Raw genomic sequence first — 16,483 nt, forward strand, 5'->3', positions numbered from 1 at the left:
GGGAACCTGGGGCTGATCTCCTTCCCCGATGTCCCCGGGCGGCTGACCCGGGAGCGGATCGACGCCTTGCGGCCCGCTCTCCTGCCCACCCTGGCCGAACACCAGGGCATCGGCTTCGTGCTGGTGGAGAGCGAACGGCACGGGCCACTCGTGCTGGGAGCGGGCGGCTGCGAGCACCGGCTGGTGACCGGGGAGGTGGTCGGGCCCCGCGATCCGCTGGCGCCCTTCGGGCCCGGGGCAGCGGAAGCGGTGCTGCGGACGGCGCGGTTCTCCAACGTCCCCGACATCATGGTCAACTCCGCCTACGACCCGGCCACGGGGGCCGTGCACGCCTTCGAGGAGCAGATCGGTTCGCACGGCGGGCTGGGCGGCGAGCAGAGCCACGCCTTCCTCCTCTCGCCGCTGGAGCTGTCGCCCCCGGTCGGGCCCGGGGAGGAGCTGGTGGGAGCGGAAGCGGTGCACCGGGTGCTGAGCCGGTGGCTGGCGGAGTCCGCCGAGCCCCGCCTGCTCCCCGGCCCCCGGCAGCTGGAACCCCTCCCCGCCACCCCCGCCTGACGGCGGCCCGCACGGGCCGCGAGGGGTGGTGCGGCCCCGGGGCGTCAGCCCCGCTCGCGCAGGGGCGCTCCCACGTCCCGCAGGTGCCGCAGGGCCTCGCCCCACGAGGCGATCAGCCCGGTCTCGTGGTACGGAATGCCCAGCTCGGCGCAGTGGGCGCGCACCAGCGGACGGGCCTTGCGCAGGTGCGGCGTCGGCATGCTGGGGAAGAGGTGGTGCTCGATCTGGTAGTTGAGCCCGCCCAGGGCGATGTCGGTGAGCAGCCCGCCCCGCACGTTGCGGGAGGTCAGGACCTGGCGCCGCAGGAAGTCGGGGCGCTCGTCCCCCTTCAGAGTCGGCATCCCCTTGTGGTTGGGCGCGAAGATGCTGCCGAGGTAGACGCCGAAGACCGCGTGGTGGACGAGGAGCACGGTGACCGCCATGCCGACGGGCAGCGCCCACAGCAGCGCCCCCAGATAGGCGGCGGCGTGCACCAGCAGCAGCCCGCCCTCCAGCCACCGGCGCTTCATGTGCGGCCGGCGCAGCGCCCGGACGCTGGAGACGTGCAGGTTGAAGCCCTCCAGGGTCAGCAGCGGGAAGAACAGCGCGGCCTGGTGCCGCCCGATGAACCGGGGCAGTCCGCGTGCCTCGGTGGCCTGCTCGCGCGACCAGACGAGGATGTCGGGCGCCACGTCGGGGTCGAGTTCCTCGTGGTTGGGGTTGGCGTGGTGGCGGGTGTGCTTGTTCATCCACCAGCCGTACGACATCCCTATGCACAGGTTGCCGACCGCGCGGCCGAACACCTCGCTGGCCCGGCGCCCCCGGAAGACCTGCCGGTGTGCCAGGTCGTGGGCCACCAGCGCCAACTGGCCGTAGACCAGGCCCAGGCAGACCGCCACCGCCAGCTGCCACCAGGAGGAGCCCACGGTGAACAGGGCCACCCAGCCGGCCGCGAACGCCAGGCCGACGAGGGTGAGGCGTACGGCGTAGTAGAGCGGCCGGCGGTTCATCAGCCCCGCCGCGGAGATCTTCTCGGAGAGCCGGGAGAAGTCGCTGCCCTGCCGGCGGGCCCGGGCGGCGGCGCGGGGCGCCGCGGCCGTGGGGCCGGGGCGGGCCGTGTCGATCGCTGTCGTCATGCCCCCGAGCCTTCCGGCAGCGGCCGGGCGCGGACAGCCGCGCAGCACGCCTCTTGGCCGGGGGCTGGCCACCGTCCCCCTGGTGTAGCCAGCTACACCACGGCGCTCAATAGTCCTGGTCGGAGGCGGTGGGGGCACCGGTCTCGCCGCGCATCCTGTGGAGGTGCAGCTGCCGGGCGAGCCGCAGGACGGGCCGGATCATCAGTTCGATGCTGCCCAGCACGAAGCACCAGGTGCCGGTGCGGGTCCACGCGGAGGAGAGGAACATCAGGCTGCCGGTCAGGAACCAGACGGCGATCAGCGCGTCGTTGGCGACACTGGCCGCCTCGTAGCGCTGCCGGACGACCAGCTCCTCCTTGCCGAGACGCAGCGTCAGACTGCCGTCCCTGTCACGGTGTGGGGGGTTTCGGGGCACGGCCATGGACGCTAGCCGATCAGCCGCCGTCCTGCAGTGCTTCGGCGGTCGCCGGGTCGGCGGGCAGGAATGTCTCCACGGCCAGTTCGGAGACGGTCACATCCAGCGGGGTGTTGAAGGTGGCGATGGTGGAGAGGAACGAGAGGGTCTGCCCGCCGTGCTCGACGACCAGCGGGAGCGCGAACCGCGTCTCCTCCTGGGCCGAGGCCGTGGGCGCGTCGCTCGCGGCGCCGTCGGGGGACGGGTAGGCGGCCACCTCCTCGTACAGGGCGCGCAGCGCGGGGGAGCGGTGGAGCGCCAGCTGACGGCCCATCTGGTGCAGCAGGTGGCCGCGCCACTCGGCGAGGTTGCGGATGCGCCGGGCCAGTCCCCGCGGGTGCAGCGTGATCCGCATGGCGTTCAGCGGCGGCTCCAGCAGGTGCGGGGCCACTCCTTCCAGCAGCGCGGCGATCCCGCGGTTGGCGGCCACCACCGTGTAGAGGCCGTCGACGACCAGCGCGGGGTACGGCTCGTAGGCGGCGACCATCCGCTCCAGGGCGGCCCGCACCTGTCCGAGCGCCGGGTCGTCCAGCGGGGTGGCGGGGTAGGCCGGGGCGAAGCCCGCGGACAGCAGCAGCGCGTTGCGCTCCCGGACCGGGACGTCCAGCGTCTCCGCGAGTCTGAGCACCATGGCGCGGCTGGGCGCGGCGCGGCCGGTCTCGATGAAGCTGATGTGGCGGGCGGAGGAGTCGGCGCGCAGCGCCAGTTCGAGCTGGCTGAGACCCGCGCGCTCCCGCCAGTCCCGCAGCAGCGCCCCTATGGCGGGCCCTTCCGTCAGAGCGGTCATGGACCAGACGGTAACCGACGCCGCGTGGCACGCTGGCCGGGAAGGGCCGGGCGACGGACCGTGGCCGACGCCTCATGACCGACACCTGGTGCCGATGCCTGGTACCGATGCCTGAGGACCGGCGTCCGGCGCCCGACCACCGGAAACCGAGCACCGGAAACCGACCACCGGAAACCGATCCATCGGTCACCGGGAACCGCACACCGATGACCCAAGAACCCGAGAGGAAGGGACCTCATGGCGCCGCAGCCGCTGACCCCGCAGGAGACCGAGCAGGCGCTGGCCGGCCTTCCGCACTGGACGACCGACGGCGACAGCCTCTCCCGCTCCTACTCCCTCGCGGGCCATCTGCCGGCCGCGGCGATGGCCATGCACATCGCCGCGGTCCAGGAGGAGCTGAACCACCACGCGGAGCTGACGCTCGGCTACAACTCGCTGTCCGTCTCGGTCAACACCCACAGTGTGGGCGGGAAGATCACCGAGCTGGACGTGGCGCTGGCCCGGCGGATCGAGCAGATCGCGCCGGGCCATGGAGCGAGCTGAGCACCGAGCGCGGACGGCGGGTGTCAGCCCAGCCAGTTCATGGTGTCCGGGTCGGGCCCGAGCCGGGTGTCGGTGTTGAGCGCGGCGATCCGCGCCATGTCGTCCCCGGTCAGCTCGAAGTCGAACACGTCGATGTTCTCGCGCATCCGGGAAGGCGTGACCGACTTGGGGATGACCACATTGCCCAGCTGGAGGTGCCAGCGCAGCACGACCTGGGCGACGGTCTTGCCGTAGGTGCGCGCCAGCCCGCTCAGTGTCGGGTCCTCCAGCAGGTCACCGCCCTGGCCGAGCGGGGACCATGCCTCGGTGGCGATGCCGTGGTCCGCGTGGAAGGCGCGGGGCACCGACTGCTGGAGCCGGGGGTGCAGCTCGATCTGGTTGACGGCCGGGACGGTGCCGCCCAGCTCGATCAGCCGGTTGAGGTGCGCCGGCTGGAAGTTCGAGACGCCGATCGCGCGGGCCCGGCCGTCGGCGTAGATCTTCTCGAACGCCCGCCAGGTGTCCGCGTACTTGTCGACGTCCGGCATCGGCCAGTGGATGAGGTAGAGGTCCACGAAGTCGAGCCCGAGCTTGTCCAGCGAGGCGTCGAAGGCGCGCAGCGTCGTGTCGTACCCCTGTTCGGAGTTCCACAGCTTGGTGGTGACGAACAGCTCCTCGCGCGGCAGACCCGAGCCGGCGAGGGCCCGGCCCACGCCCTCCTCGTTCTCGTACGCCGCCGCGGTGTCGATGCTGCGGTAGCCGGCCCCCAGAGCCGTGGCCACCGCCGTGGCCGCCTCGTCGGAGGGCACCTGCCAGACTCCGTAACCCAGCTGGGGCATCGTGACGCCGTTGTTGAGCGTGATGGTCGGAACGTTGCTCACGCGATGATCCTCACGATCGTGTCGGGTCGTTCTTCCTTCCCCTCCCCATGGTGGACGATCAGCCCGGACATCCGCTCCCGCCCCGCCCGGCACCCCGCCGTTCCCGCCCCCACAGGCCGGCCGTGCCGCACCGGACGGGGCCCGAGCTGGGATGGAGCGGGACCGGAGCGGGGAGGGAACGGGACCTGAACGGGGCCGAAGCGGGGGTCAGCCCCCGTACAGCGCCTCGATCTCGGAGGCGTACGCCGCCTCGATAGCCGCCCGCTTCAGCTTCATCGACGGCGTCACCAAACCGTTCTCCTGAGTGAACGGTGCCGCCAGGATGCGGAACGTACGGATCGACTCCGCCTGGGAGACCTGGGTGTTCGCCGCGACCACGGCCCGGCGCATCTCCCGCTCCAGGTCCTCGTCCCGCAGCAGCTCGGCCGGACCCAGCCGGGGCTTGTCCCGCATCGCCAGCCAGTGCTCCACCGCCTCCTGGTCGAGGGTGAGCAGCGCGGAGACGTACGGCCGGTCGTTGCCGAGCACGATGCACTGGCCGACCAGCGGGTGTTCGCGGACCCGGTCCTCCAGCGGGCCGGGGGAGACGCTCTTGCCGCCGGAGGTCACCAGGATCTCCTTCTTGCGGCCGGTGATCGTCAGGTAGCCGTCGTCGTCCAGGGCGCCCAGGTCACCGGTGGCGAGCCAGCCGCTGTGCAGGGCCTCCTTGGTGGCGCGCGTGTTGTTGAGGTAGCCGCCGAAGACCTGGCCGCCGTGCAGCAGGATCTCGCCGTCCTCGGCGATCCGCACGGTGGTGCCGGGCACCGGCCGGCCGACGGTGCCGAAGCGGGGGCGCTCGGGCGGGTTGGCGACGGCGGCGGCGGTCGACTCCGTCAGCCCGTAGCCCTCGAAGATGCGCATGCCCGCCCCGTCGAAGAAGAGGCCCAGCCGCCGCTCCATGGCCGAGCCGCCCGACATCGCGTAGCGGCACCGGCCGCCCATGGCCTCGCGCAGCTTCGCGTAGACCAGCTTGTCGTAGAGCTGGTGCTGCACCCGCAGCGAGGCCCCGGGGCCGGGGCCGGTGCCGAACGCCTTGTGCTCGACGGCCTCGGCGTAGCGGACCGCCACCTCCACGGCCTTCTCGAACGGGCCGAGCCTGCCTTCCGCCTCCGCCTTGCGGCGGGCGCTGAAGAAGATCTTCTCGAACAGGTGGGGGACCGCCTGGATGAAGGTGGGGCGGAACGCTTTCAGGTCGGGCAGCAGCGCCTTGGCCGACATCTCCGGCTGGTGGCCCAGCTTGACCCCGCCGCGTACCGCCGCGACCTCCACCATCCGCCCGAAGACGTGGGCCAGCGGCAGGAAGAGCAGCAGCGAGCCCTGTTCGCCGGACCTGGCGCTGAAGACCCGGTCGTAGCAGGCCACGATGTTGTCCGTCTCGGCCATGAAGTTGGCGTGCGTGAGCACACACCCCTTGGGGCGGCCGGTGGTGCCGGAGGTGTAGATGACGGTGGCCACGGTGTCCGGGGTCAGGGCCAGCCGGTGCCGGTGGACGACCTCCTCGTCGAGGTGTGCTCCGGCGGCCACGATCTCGTCCATGGCGCCCGCGTCGAGCTGCCACAGCTTCTTCAGCCGCGGCAGCCCGTCCACGACCGAGCCCACGGTCATGGCGTGGTCCTCGTGCTCGACCACGGCGGCCGTCACCTCGGCGTCGTGCAGCATCCAGGCGACCTGCTCGGCGGAGGAGGTGGGGTAGACGGGCACGGACTGGGCGCCGACCGACCACAGCGCGAAGTCCAGCAGCGTCCACTCGTAGCGCGTACGGGCCATCAGCGCGACGCGGTCCCCGAACCGGACGCCCTGGGCCAGCAGACCCTTCGCCACCGCGACGACCTCGTCCCGGAACCGCGCCGCCGACACGTCCCGCCACTGGTCCCGCTCGTCCTTGCGGGCCAGCAGCGGCAGCTCGGGGCGCTCGTCGGCGTGCGCGAAGACGGTGTCGGCGAGCCCGCCCACCTGGGGCTCGGTCGCCAGGGCCGGAACGGTGAACTCGCGCAAAGACTCTGCTCCTCGACTGCACTGCGCCGCAGCACGCGGCGCGAGTGACCGTATCCGATGGGGCAGCATGATCGGCAGGGAGTCTGTGCAGGTCAGTCGGTCAATTGAGGACAGTTCGACGGCGGGAGGGAGGACGCTCGCGAAGTCGTCGCCCGACCCGCCGGGTTTCTGCACCGAACCTTCGCACTTCTTCGCGGTCCGGTTCCCGGAACACCCGTGAACCCACGGGACGGGAGGGGCGGAAGGGGCACCGGGGGACGAGACGGGGGTGGGGGCGGGCGCGGAACGGGCGCGGAACGGAGGTGGGGCGGACACGGAAGGGAAGCGGGGCGGGGACGGGGCGGAAGCGGGCCCTGAGCGGGGCGGCGGCGGGACGGAAGCGGGCCCGGAGCGGGGCGGGGCGGGTCCGAAGCGGGGTGGAGGTGAGGCGGAGGGGCACGGTTCGGAAAGAGGATTTCGCACATCGGTATGTTGGTGTCCATGCGCCGCCTCGCCCGACTCCTGGACCCCTACATACTCCTGCTGGTGGGCACCGTGCTGGTCGCCGTGCTGCTGCCCGCCTCGGGCCAGGTGGCGCAGGGGTTCGGCTGGGCCACCAAGCTCGCCGTCGGGCTGATCTTCTTCCTCTACGGCGCGCGGCTGTCCACCCGCGAGGCCCTCGACGGGCTGCGCCACTGGCGGCTGCACCTCGCCGTACTGCTGTGCACCTTCGCCCTCTTCCCCCTGCTCGGCCTCGCCTCGAAGGCGCTGGTCCCCTACGTGCTCACCCCGCAGCTCCAGGACGGGCTGCTCTTCCTCTGCCTCGTCCCCTCCACCATCCAGTCCTCCATCGCCTTCACCGCCATCGCGCGGGGCAACGTACCGGCGGCCATCTGCGCGGGCACCTACTCCAGCCTCGTCGGCATGCTGGCCACCCCGCTGCTCGCGGCCTGGCTCATCGGCGGCCACGCGGCGCTGTCGGCGTCCGGGCTGGTCGCGATCGTCTGCCAGCTCCTCGCCCCGTTCGTCGCCGGGCAGCTGCTGCGCCGCTGGCTGGCCGGTTTCCTGACCCGGCACAAGCGCGTCCTGGGCCGGGTGGACCGCTCCTCGGTGCTGCTGGTCGTCTACACCGCCTTCAGCCAGGGGATGACCGAAGGCGTCTGGGGCGCGGTCACCCCCGTCCGGCTGCTCGCGCTGCTCGGCGTCGAGGCCGTGCTGCTCGCCCTCATGCTCACCCTCACCTGGCACGGCTCCCGCCGGCTCGGCTTCGACCGGCCCGACCGGCTGGCCCTCAGCTTCGCCGGCTCCAAGAAGTCCCTGGCCGCCGGGCTGCCCATGGCCAGCGTGCTCTTCGGCGCCCAGGCCAGCGTCGCGGTCCTGCCGCTGATGCTCTTCCACCAGATGCAGCTGATGGTCTGCGCCTATCTCGCCCGCCGCTGGTCCCGCGAGACGGAGGGCGACCAGGACGCGGACGGCACGCCCGAGCCCGTCGGACCGGCCGCTCACGCCCGGCCGGCCGGCGGAACCGGACCGGCCCGGGGCGGGTGAGCACTCAGCCGGAGCCCGTCGGCAGGTCCAGCCGGTGCGCGCCCGCGTAGACGTTCATGGAGGCGCCGCGCAGGAAGCCGACCAGCGTGAGCCCCGCCTCCTCGGCCAGGTCCACGGCCAGCGACGACGGCGCGGAGACGGCGGCCAGCACCGGGATGCCCGCCATCACCGCCTTCTGCACCAGTTCGAACGAGGCACGTCCCGAGACCATCAGCAGCGTGTCCCGCAGCGGCAGCGCCCCGTTCCGCAGGGCGCGCCCCACCAGTTTGTCCACCGCGTTGTGGCGGCCCACGTCCTCGCACACCTCCAGCAGTTCGCCCGAGGGCGAGAACAGCCCGGCCGCGTGCAGGCCGCCCGTCCGGTCGAACACCCGCTGGGCCGCGCGCAGCCGTCCGGGCAGCGTCGCCAGCAGCTCCGCCGCCACGCCGCGCGGGGTGTCCGCGTCCAGCTCCCAGCGTGCGGTGGTGCGTACGGCGTCCAGGCTGGCCTTGCCGCACACGCCGCAGGAGGAGGTGGTGTAGACGTTGCGCTCCAGCGCGATGTCCGGCACCGGGACACCGGGCGCGAGCCGTACGTCCACCACGTTGTAGGTGTTGCCGCCCTCCTGGCCCGCGCCCCCGCAGTAGACGATGTGTGCCAGCTCCTCGGGCGAGGCGAGGACGCCCTCACTGACGAGGAAGCCCGCGGCCAGTGCGAAGTCGTCGCCCGGTGTGCGCATGGTGACCGCCAGCGGCCTGCCGTCGAGGCGGATCTCCAGCGGTTCCTCCGCCACCAGCGTGTCGGGCCGCGAGCCCGCGAGCGCGCCGTCCCGTACCCGGATGACGGTCCTCCGCGTGGTCACCCTGCCCATCTCGTACCTCCGTGCGCTCCGTGCCGCCGACCTTACGGGAGGGGCGCGCGACTGCGCCCGTCCGGTGCTTTGTCCATTCTCGGGAAGAAGTCGAGCCGGTTCCTGCGTAACTTCTTCCCAACCCCGGCGCTCACTGCTACGTTCCCCGTGCATTCCCGGACGCGACGCCGGCACAGGCGGCTGGAGGGTAGCGGTGAGGCGCATGACTGCACGGCCCGCGAACGCGCACCAGGCGCGGCTGCTCCGCCTGCTGCGCGACGGCGGTCCGCGCTCGCGCGCCGAACTCGGGGACCGGGTGGACCTGTCCCGCTCCAAGCTCGCCGTCGAGGTCGACCGGCTGCTGGAGACGGGGCTCGTGGTCGCGGACGGCCTCGCCGCCTCCCGTGGCGGACGCCGCTCGCACAACATCCGCCTCGCGCCGCAGCTCCGCTTCCTCGGCGTGGACATCGGGGCCACCTCCATCGACGTCGCCGTCACCAACCCCGAGCTGGAGATCCTGGGCCACCTCAACCAGCCCATGGACGTCCGCGAGGGGCCGGTCGCGGTCTTCGACCAGGTGCTGGCGATGGTGGCCAAACTGCGCGACAGCGGCGTGGCCGAGGGGTTCGACGGGGCGGGCATCGGCGTGCCCGGCCCGGTCCGCTTCCCCGAGGGCGTCCCGGTCGCGCCGCCGATCATGCCCGGCTGGGACGGCTTCCCCGTGCGGGAGGCCCTCAGCCAGGAACTGGGCTGCCCGGTGATGGTCGACAACGACGTGAACCTGATGGCCATGGGCGAGATGCAGGCCGGAGTGGCCCGCTCCGTACGGGACTTCTTCTGCGTCAAGATCGGCACCGGCATCGGCTGCGGCATCGTCGTCGGCGGTGAGGTGCACCGCGGCACCACCGGCAGCGCCGGCGACATCGGCCACATCCAGGTGGAGCCCGAGGGGCGGCAGTGCGCCTGCGGCAACCGCGGCTGCCTGGAGGCGTACTTCGGCGGGGCCGCGCTCGCGCGGGACGCCGAGGAGGCGGCCCGCGAGGGCCGCTCGGCGGAGCTGGCCCGGCTGCTGGAGGCGAACGGGCGCCTCGGCGCCGCCGACATCGCCGCCGCGGCCTCCGCCGGGGACGGCACCTCGCTCGATCTCATCCGCGCGGGCGGGGCCCGGGTGGGCCAGGTCATCGCGGGGCTCGTCAGCTTCTTCAACCCCTCTCTCGTCGTGATCGGCGGCGGGGTCACCGGGCTGGGCCACACCCTGCTGGCCAGCATCCGCACCCAGGTCTACCGCCAGTCGCTGCCGCTGGCGACCGGCAACCTCCCCATCGTCCTGGGCGAGCTGGGACAGGTCGCGGGGGTGACGGGCGCGGCCCGGCTCACCAGCGACCACCTGTTCTCACCCGCGTAAGGGCCCCTTCGGCCCCCGGCACCACCGCGCACCGCCCCGGCACCACCGCGCACCGCCCGGCACCACCGCACCGCCCGGCACCACCACGCAAGGCCCGCACGCGCCCCACCAGTACGAGCACCGCACAGCGAACCCCGTACGGCCCTGGGACGGAGGTCCCGCATGCCTTTGCTGACGATGTCCTCGATCACCAAGTCCTTCCCCGGTGTCCGCGCGCTCGACGGTGTCGACCTGGACGTGGCGGAGGGCGAGGTGCACTGCCTGCTCGGCCAGAACGGTGCGGGCAAGTCCACCCTCATCAAGGTCCTCTCCGGCGCGCACCAGCCGGACGAGGGGGAGATCACCTGGCGGGGCGAGCCGGTGCGGCTGCCCACCCCCCACTCCGCGATGCGGCTGGGCATCGCCACCATCTACCAGGAACTCGACCTGGTCGAGCACGTCTCCGTCGCCGAGAACATCTTCCTGGGCCACGAGAGCGCCACCCGCGGCATCGTCCGCCCCCGCGAGGCCCGGGCGCGGGCCGCGCGGCTGCTTGCCCGGCTGGGCCACCCCGAGATCGATCCGGCCGCGCTCGCCGGCTCGCTGTCCGCGGCCGGGGCACAGATCGTCTCCATGGCCCGCGCCCTCTCGCACGACGTGCGGCTGATCGTCATGGACGAGCCGTCGGCGGCCCTCGACCCGGACGAGGTCGACAACCTCTTCCGCATCGTCGGGGACCTGACCGCCGACGGCGTCGCGGTCGTCTACATCTCCCACCGGCTGGAGGAGATCCGCCGCATCGGCGACCGCGTCTCCGTCCTCAAGGACGGCCGCGTCGTCGCCCGGGACCTGCCCGCCCGCACCACGCCCACCGAGGAACTCGTCGCCCGGATGACGGGCCGCGGCATACGGCACGCCTTCCCCGACCGGCCGCACGGGCCGCCGCGGGGCGAGCCGGTGCTGCGCGCCGAAGGGCTGGCCCGCGCGGGCGAGTTCGAGCCGCTCGACCTGGAGCTGCGGCCCGGCGAGATCGTCGGGCTGGCCGGGCTGGTGGGCTCGGGACGCTCTCAGATCCTGGAGACGCTGTACGGGGCACGCCGCCCCACCGCCGGCCGGGTGCTGGTGGAGGGCAGGCCGCTGCGGCCCGGCAGCATCACCGCCGCCGTCCGCGCGGGCATCGGGCTGGCGCCCGAGGAGCGCAAGTCGCAGGCTCTGCTGATGCTGGAGTCGGTCACCCGCAACGTCTCCGTCTCCTCCCTGCCCCGCTTCTCGCGCGGCGGCTGGCTCGACCGGGCGCGCGAGCGGGCCGCCGCCCGCCGCCACACCCGCGATCTGGCGCTCAGCCCCGACGACCCCGAACGCCCGGTGCGCACGTTCTCCGGCGGCAACCAGCAGAAGGCCGTGCTCGCCCGCTGGCTGCTGCGCGGCTGCCGGGTGCTGCTGCTGGACGAGCCCACACGCGGCGTGGACGCCGGGGCGCGGGCCGAGCTGTACGCCGTCATCCGGCGGCTCGCCGACGAGGGCGTGTGCGTGCTCCTCGTCTCCAGCGAGCTGCCCGAAGTGCTCGGCCTCGCCGACCGGGTGCTCGTCCTCCGCGAAGGGCGTCTCGTCCACGAGGCCCCCGCCCGCGAACTGGACGAGCACCGCGTGCTCGACCTCGTCATGCGGGGTGCTCCCTCATGAGGGGCGCCGCCCGCGCCCGGCCGCGGCGAGCACGTACGCACCCACCGGCCCCGCTCCCAGAGGTGACCTCACGATGACGAACGCACCCGCCAACGTGGCCAGCGAACCCGCACCGCCGCCCGCGGCGAAAGAGGACCCGGCGAGACGCCGGGTACCGTTCGACATCCGGCAACTCTCCCTCGTCGGCGTGCTGATCGCCCTGGCGGTCGTCGGCACGGTCACCAAGCCCGACGAGTTCCTGGCGGGGGAGAACCTCCGCCTCATCCTCACCCAGGCCTCCGTCATCGGCGTCGTCACGGTCGGCGTCACCTTTGTGATCATCGGCGGCGGCATCGACCTGTCCGTGGGGGCCGTGGTCGCGCTCGCCTCGGTGTGGGCGACCACGGTGGCCACCCAGGACTTCGGTCTCGGCGGCATGCTGCTGTGCAGTGTGCTGGTCGGCCTCGGCTGCGGCCTGGTCAACGGGCTGCTGATCGCCTACGGGCCGATGGTGCCGTTCATCGCCACCCTCGCCATGCTGGCCTCGGCCCGGGGCCTGGCGCTGCAGATCAGCGACGGCAGGACGCAGGTCGTCACCGTGGACGCCGTCCTGGACCTGGGCGTCAAGGACTCCTATGTGCTCGGCGTCCCGCCGATCGTGCTCGTCTTCGCCGTCGTCTGCGTCCTCGGCTGGCTGCTGCTCAACCGCACCACCTTCGGGCGGCGCACGGTGGCGGTCGGCGGCAACGCGGAGGCGTCCCGGCTGGCGGGCATCGCCGTCAAGCGGCAGCGGCTGCTGCTCTACCTGCTGTCCGGGCTGTGCTGCGGCATCGCCGCGTTCATGCTCGTCATCCTCACCGGCTCCGGCCAGAACACCAACGGCAACCTGTACGAACTCGACGCCATCGCCGCCGCCATCATCGGCGGCACGCTGCTCAGCGGCGGCCGGGGCACCATCCTCGGCTCGGTGCTCGGCGTCCTGGTCTTCACCACCATCACCAACCTGTTCGCCCTCAACAACCTCCAGACGGACATCCAGCAGATCGCCAAGGGCGCGATCATCGTCGCGGCGGTCCTGGTCCAGAAGGGTCGGTCCACCACATGAGAGACAAACCACGCCTCCCGCGGGTGGCGACCAGCCGCAGGAGCATGCTCGTCGGCACGGCGGCGGCCGGTGCCGCCATGCTGGCCGCTGGCTGCACCAGCAACGAGAACAACGACGGCGGCGGCGAGGAGTTGGCGGGTGCTCAGGTCGCCGACTCCAAGCCCGGCAAGAAGGTCACCATCGGCTTCGCGGGCCCGCAGGCCGACCACGGCTGGCTCAACGCCATCACCACCCAGGCCGAGAACCGCGCCAAGAAGTACGAGGACGTCACGCTGGAGGCCACCGAGGGCTCCAACGACAACGCCACCCAGATCGGCCAGGTCGAGACCCTCATCAACAAGAAGGTCGACGTCCTGGTGGTGCTCCCCGCCGACGGCAAGGCCCTCACTCAGGTGGGGCTCAAGGCGATGCGGGCCGGGATACCCGTGGTCAACCTGGACCGGATCTTCTCCTCCCAGCAGGCGTACCGCTGCTGGATCGGCGGCGACAACTACGGCATGGGCCTCAACGCCGGGCACTGGATCGGCGAACAGCTCAAGGGGAAGAAGCGGGCCAAGGTCGTCGAGCTGGCCGGAATCGACAACCTGGAGCTGACCCGCCAGCGCACCAAGGGCTTCGACGACGCGCTGAAGAACTACCCCAACATCGAGAAGGTCGCCCGCCAGGCCGCCGAGTTCACCGTCGAGTCCGGGCAGAAGAAGATGTCCGAACTCCTCCAGGCGCAGAAGAGCTTCGACGCGCTGTGGAACCACGACGACGACCAGGGCGTGGGTGCCGAGCGCGCCATCGAGCAGGCGGGCCGGGACGAGTTCCTCATGGTGGGCGGCGCCGGCTCCCAGCGCGTGATGCGGGCCATCAAGGACGACAACAGCGTCCTCAAGGCCACCGTCCTCTACCCGCCCACCATGGCCGCCTCCGCCATCGACCTGGCCCGCGCCCTCGGTCAGGGCAAGGGCATCGCGGGCATGGCCGAGTACGAGATCCCGGCGCACGTCACGCTCTACTCCGCCGTGGTGACGAAGAAGAACGTCGACGAGTACCTCCCGATCGGCTTCACGTGAGCGCCTCGCCGGGAGCGCCGCCGTGAGCGGTGGCCGGGCCCGCGCACGCGGGTGCGTCGTGGCCGGCGGGGGCGCCTCCCGGCCAACAGCCCAGGGAGCGGCTCCCCGGTGCCCCCGCGGCGGGTCGTGCCCTGACCCGTGCGCCGCACGCCCTCACCGTCGTACCGGAAACCCCTGAGAGGGAGGACCTCAATGCCTCACGAGAGCACCGCGCCCGCCACCGCGCCGCCCCTGGGCGTGGGCATGGTCGGCTACGCCTTCATGGGCCAGGCGCACTCCCAGGGCTGGCGCACCGTGGGCCGGGTCTTCGACCTGCCGCTGGCCCCCGCGCTGGCGGCGGTGTGCGGACGGGACCCGGCGGCCGTGCGCGCCGCGGCCGGCCGGCTGGGCTGGGCGGCGGCCGAGACGGACTGGCGCGCGCTGATCGCCCGCGACGACGTGCAGCTCGTCGACATCTGCACCCCGGGCGACAGCCACGCCGAGATCGCCGTGGCCGCGCTGGAGGCCGGCAAGCACGTGCTGTGCGAGAAGCCGCTGGCCAACACCGTCGCCGAGGCCGAGGCGATGGCCGCCGCCGCCCGCGCCGCGCGGGAGCGCGGGCAGGTCGCCATGGTGGGCTTCAACTACCGCCGCACCCCGGCCCTGGCCCTCGCCCGCCGCATGGTCGAGGACGGCCGGCTGGGCACCCTGCGGCACGTGCGGGTCGGCTACCTCCAGGACTGGCTGGTCGATCCCGGCTTCCCGCTCGCCTGGCGGCTGCGCAAGGAGGCGGCGGGCTCCGGCGCCCTGGGCGACCTGGGGGCGCACGCCATCGACCTCGCCCAGCACCTGGCGGGCTCCCCGCTCACCGGCGTCTCGGCGCAGACGGAGACGTTCGTGCGGCGCCGGCCGCTGCGCCAGGGGGAGCCCGACGGGGAACTCGGCGAGGTCACCGTGGACGACGCGGCCCTCTTCACCGGCCGGCTGGCCTCCGGCGCGCTCGCCTCCTTCGAGGTGACCCGGGTCGCCGCGGGCCGCAAGAACGCGCTGCGCGTGGAGCTGAACGGCACGCTCGGCTCGCTCGCCTTCGACCTGGAACGCCTCAACGAACTGGAGTTCCACGACCACACGCAGGAGGCCGGTGAGGCGGGCTTCCGCCGCATCCTGGTCACCGAGCACGACCACCCCTACCTGGAGGCATGGTGGCCGCCCGGCCACGGCCTCGGCTACGAACACACCTTCACCCACCAGGCCCGTGACCTGGTGCTCGCCATCGCCTCGGGCAGCCGGCCCGCGCCGTCCTTCGACGACGGGCTCCAGGTGCAGCGGGTGCTGGCGGCGGTGGAGGAGAGCGCGGAGAAGAACTGCGTCTACACCCCGGTGGCACAACCGGAACCAGCCTAGGAGGCCAGCGTGGCACGTAAGTTCACCCTCTTCACCGGCCAGTGGGCCGACCTGCCGCTGGAGGAGGTCTGCCGCCTCGCCCGCGACTTCGGCTACGACGGACTCGAACTCGCCTGCTGGGGCGACCACTTCGAGGTCGACAAGGCGCTGCACGAGCCCGGCTACGTCGAGGGGCGCCGGGCGCTGCTGGACAAGTACGGCCTGCGGTGCTGGGCCATCTCCAACCACCTGACCGGCCAGGCCGTCTGCGACAGCCCCATCGACGAGCGGCACAAGGCCATCGTCGCCCCGCGCATCTGGGGCGACGGCGACCCGGAGGGCGTGCGGCGGCGCGCCGCCGAGGAGATGAAGGACACCGCGCGGGCCGCCGCCGCGCTGGGCGTGGACACGGTCATCGGCTTCACCGGCTCCTCGATCTGGCACCTGGTCGCGATGTTCCCGCCCACCCCGCCCCGGATGGTCGAGCGCGGCTACGAGGACTTCGCCGAGCGCTGGAACCCCATCCTCGACGTCTTCGACGCGGAGGGCGTGCGGTTCGCGCACGAGGTGCACCCCAGCGAGATCGCCTACGACTACTGGACGACCCAGCGCGCGCTGGAGGCGGTGGAGCACCGTCCCGCCTTCGGGCTCAACTTCGACCCCTCGCACTTCGTGTGGCAGGACCTGGACCCGGTCGGCTTCCTCTACGACTACCGCGACCGCGTCTACCACGTGGACTGCAAGGAGGCCCGCCGCCGGCTCGACGGGCGCAACGGCCGGCTCGGCTCCCACCTGCCGTGGGGAGACCCGCGACGCGGCTGGGACTTCGTCTCCGCGGGGCACGGCGACGTGGTCTGGGAGGACGTCTTCCGGATGCTGCGCGCCATCGGGTACGAGGGGCCCGTCTCCGTGGAGTGGGAGGACGCCGGGATGGACCGGCTGGCCGGCGCCCCGGAGGCGCTGGCGCGTCTGAGGGCGTACGACTACGAGCCGCCGAGCGCCTCCTTCGACGCGGCCTTCGGCAACTGAGTCCCGCTTTGTCCTGCCGAAGGACAAATGCAACCAGCGTGCTGTCAAAGGGGTTCACGGACCGGACAAACAGGGTTACGGTCCTTCAGGTGTGACCGGCGGCACACGGCCCCGGCCCCGCACAGCGCCCGGCCCCGGTACACGGCGCGCCCCGGGCCGCAGCAGCACGGCACCGT

14 protein-coding genes and 1 pseudogene are annotated in these 16,483 nt (G+C 72.7%); 9 read left to right on the forward strand and 6 right to left on the reverse strand.

What is annotated here, in order from left to right:
• Positions 1-555 (forward strand): annotated as a pseudogene (locus FM076_RS26860) (hypothetical protein); the annotation flags it as partial.
• Positions 556-599: 44 nt separating this feature from the next.
• Here the strand turns inward: FM076_RS26860 and FM076_RS26865 are convergent.
• The 3 genes from FM076_RS26865 to FM076_RS26875 all read right to left on the reverse strand — a co-directional run bounded on the left by FM076_RS26865 (position 600) and on the right by FM076_RS26875 (position 2,911).
• The gene (locus FM076_RS26865; protein WP_173873465.1) at positions 600-1,670 is read right to left on the reverse strand and encodes a fatty acid desaturase family protein; all 1,071 of its coding nucleotides are present in this window, start codon (positions 1,668-1,670) and stop codon (positions 600-602) included.
• 106 nt (positions 1,671-1,776) lie between these two features.
• Entirely contained in the window at positions 1,777-2,091 is a 315-nt protein-coding gene (locus tag FM076_RS26870; protein ID WP_173873466.1) for a YrhK family protein, read from the reverse strand.
• A gap of 13 nt (positions 2,092-2,104) precedes the next feature.
• Positions 2,105-2,911: a helix-turn-helix domain-containing protein gene (locus FM076_RS26875; protein WP_173873467.1), complete on the reverse strand. Its 807-nt coding sequence runs from the start codon at positions 2,909-2,911 to the stop codon at positions 2,105-2,107.
• A 237-nt stretch (positions 2,912-3,148) separates the two neighbouring features.
• On the opposite strand from FM076_RS26875, the gene FM076_RS26880 reads away from it, so the two are divergent.
• Complete coding sequence (locus FM076_RS26880; RefSeq protein WP_173873468.1) at positions 3,149-3,454, forward strand: 4a-hydroxytetrahydrobiopterin dehydratase; 306 nt, start codon at positions 3,149-3,151, stop codon at positions 3,452-3,454.
• A gap of 23 nt (positions 3,455-3,477) precedes the next feature.
• Here FM076_RS26880 and FM076_RS26885 read toward each other — a convergent pair whose 3' ends face one another.
• Positions 3,478-4,314 carry an aldo/keto reductase gene (locus FM076_RS26885; RefSeq protein ID WP_345945249.1) on the reverse strand — a complete coding sequence of 279 codons (837 nt, stop codon included), beginning with the start codon at positions 4,312-4,314 and terminating at the stop codon, positions 3,478-3,480.
• Positions 4,315-4,521: 207 nt separating this feature from the next.
• Positions 4,522-6,348 (reverse strand): AMP-dependent synthetase/ligase, encoded by a 1,827-nt coding sequence (locus FM076_RS26890; RefSeq protein WP_173873469.1) that lies wholly within the window; start codon positions 6,346-6,348, stop codon positions 4,522-4,524.
• Positions 6,349-6,828: 480 nt separating this feature from the next.
• On the opposite strand from FM076_RS26890, the gene FM076_RS26895 reads away from it, so the two are divergent.
• A complete protein-coding gene (locus FM076_RS26895; RefSeq protein ID WP_173873470.1) occupies positions 6,829-7,875 on the forward strand; it encodes a bile acid:sodium symporter family protein in 1,047 nt (348 codons plus the stop codon).
• A gap of 4 nt (positions 7,876-7,879) precedes the next feature.
• On the opposite strand, the gene fdhD is transcribed toward FM076_RS26895, so the two are convergent.
• Entirely contained in the window at positions 7,880-8,725 is an 846-nt protein-coding gene (fdhD, locus tag FM076_RS26900) for a formate dehydrogenase accessory sulfurtransferase FdhD (RefSeq protein WP_173873471.1), read from the reverse strand.
• A gap of 202 nt (positions 8,726-8,927) precedes the next feature.
• Here fdhD and FM076_RS26905 point away from each other — a divergent pair, with 202 nt between their 5' ends.
• From FM076_RS26905 to FM076_RS26930, 6 genes are all read left to right on the forward strand, one after another.
• Positions 8,928-10,109 (forward strand): ROK family transcriptional regulator, encoded by a 1,182-nt coding sequence (locus tag FM076_RS26905; protein WP_173873472.1) that lies wholly within the window; start codon positions 8,928-8,930, stop codon positions 10,107-10,109.
• 162 nt (positions 10,110-10,271) lie between these two features.
• Positions 10,272-11,771, forward strand: a complete 1,500-nt coding sequence (locus FM076_RS26910; protein ID WP_173873473.1) for a sugar ABC transporter ATP-binding protein — start codon at positions 10,272-10,274, stop codon at positions 11,769-11,771.
• A 73-nt stretch (positions 11,772-11,844) separates the two neighbouring features.
• Entirely contained in the window at positions 11,845-12,855 is a 1,011-nt protein-coding gene (locus tag FM076_RS26915) for an ABC transporter permease (protein ID WP_173873474.1), read from the forward strand.
• The gene (locus FM076_RS26920) at positions 12,852-13,916 is read left to right on the forward strand and encodes a substrate-binding domain-containing protein (RefSeq protein WP_173873475.1); all 1,065 of its coding nucleotides are present in this window, start codon (positions 12,852-12,854) and stop codon (positions 13,914-13,916) included. The genes FM076_RS26915 and FM076_RS26920 overlap by 4 nt, the downstream gene beginning before the upstream one ends.
• 192 nt (positions 13,917-14,108) lie before the next feature.
• Positions 14,109-15,299, forward strand: coding sequence for a Gfo/Idh/MocA family protein (locus tag FM076_RS26925; RefSeq protein ID WP_173873476.1), 1,191 nt, complete (start codon positions 14,109-14,111; stop codon positions 15,297-15,299).
• A gap of 9 nt (positions 15,300-15,308) precedes the next feature.
• Positions 15,309-16,307 (forward strand): TIM barrel protein, encoded by a 999-nt coding sequence (locus FM076_RS26930; RefSeq protein WP_173873477.1) that lies wholly within the window; start codon positions 15,309-15,311, stop codon positions 16,305-16,307.
• Positions 16,308-16,483 lie beyond the last annotated feature (176 nt).

Source organism: Streptomyces albus subsp. chlorinus (genome assembly GCF_013302895.1).
Taxonomy (GTDB): Bacteria; Actinomycetota; Actinomycetes; order Streptomycetales; family Streptomycetaceae; genus Streptomyces; species Streptomyces chlorinus.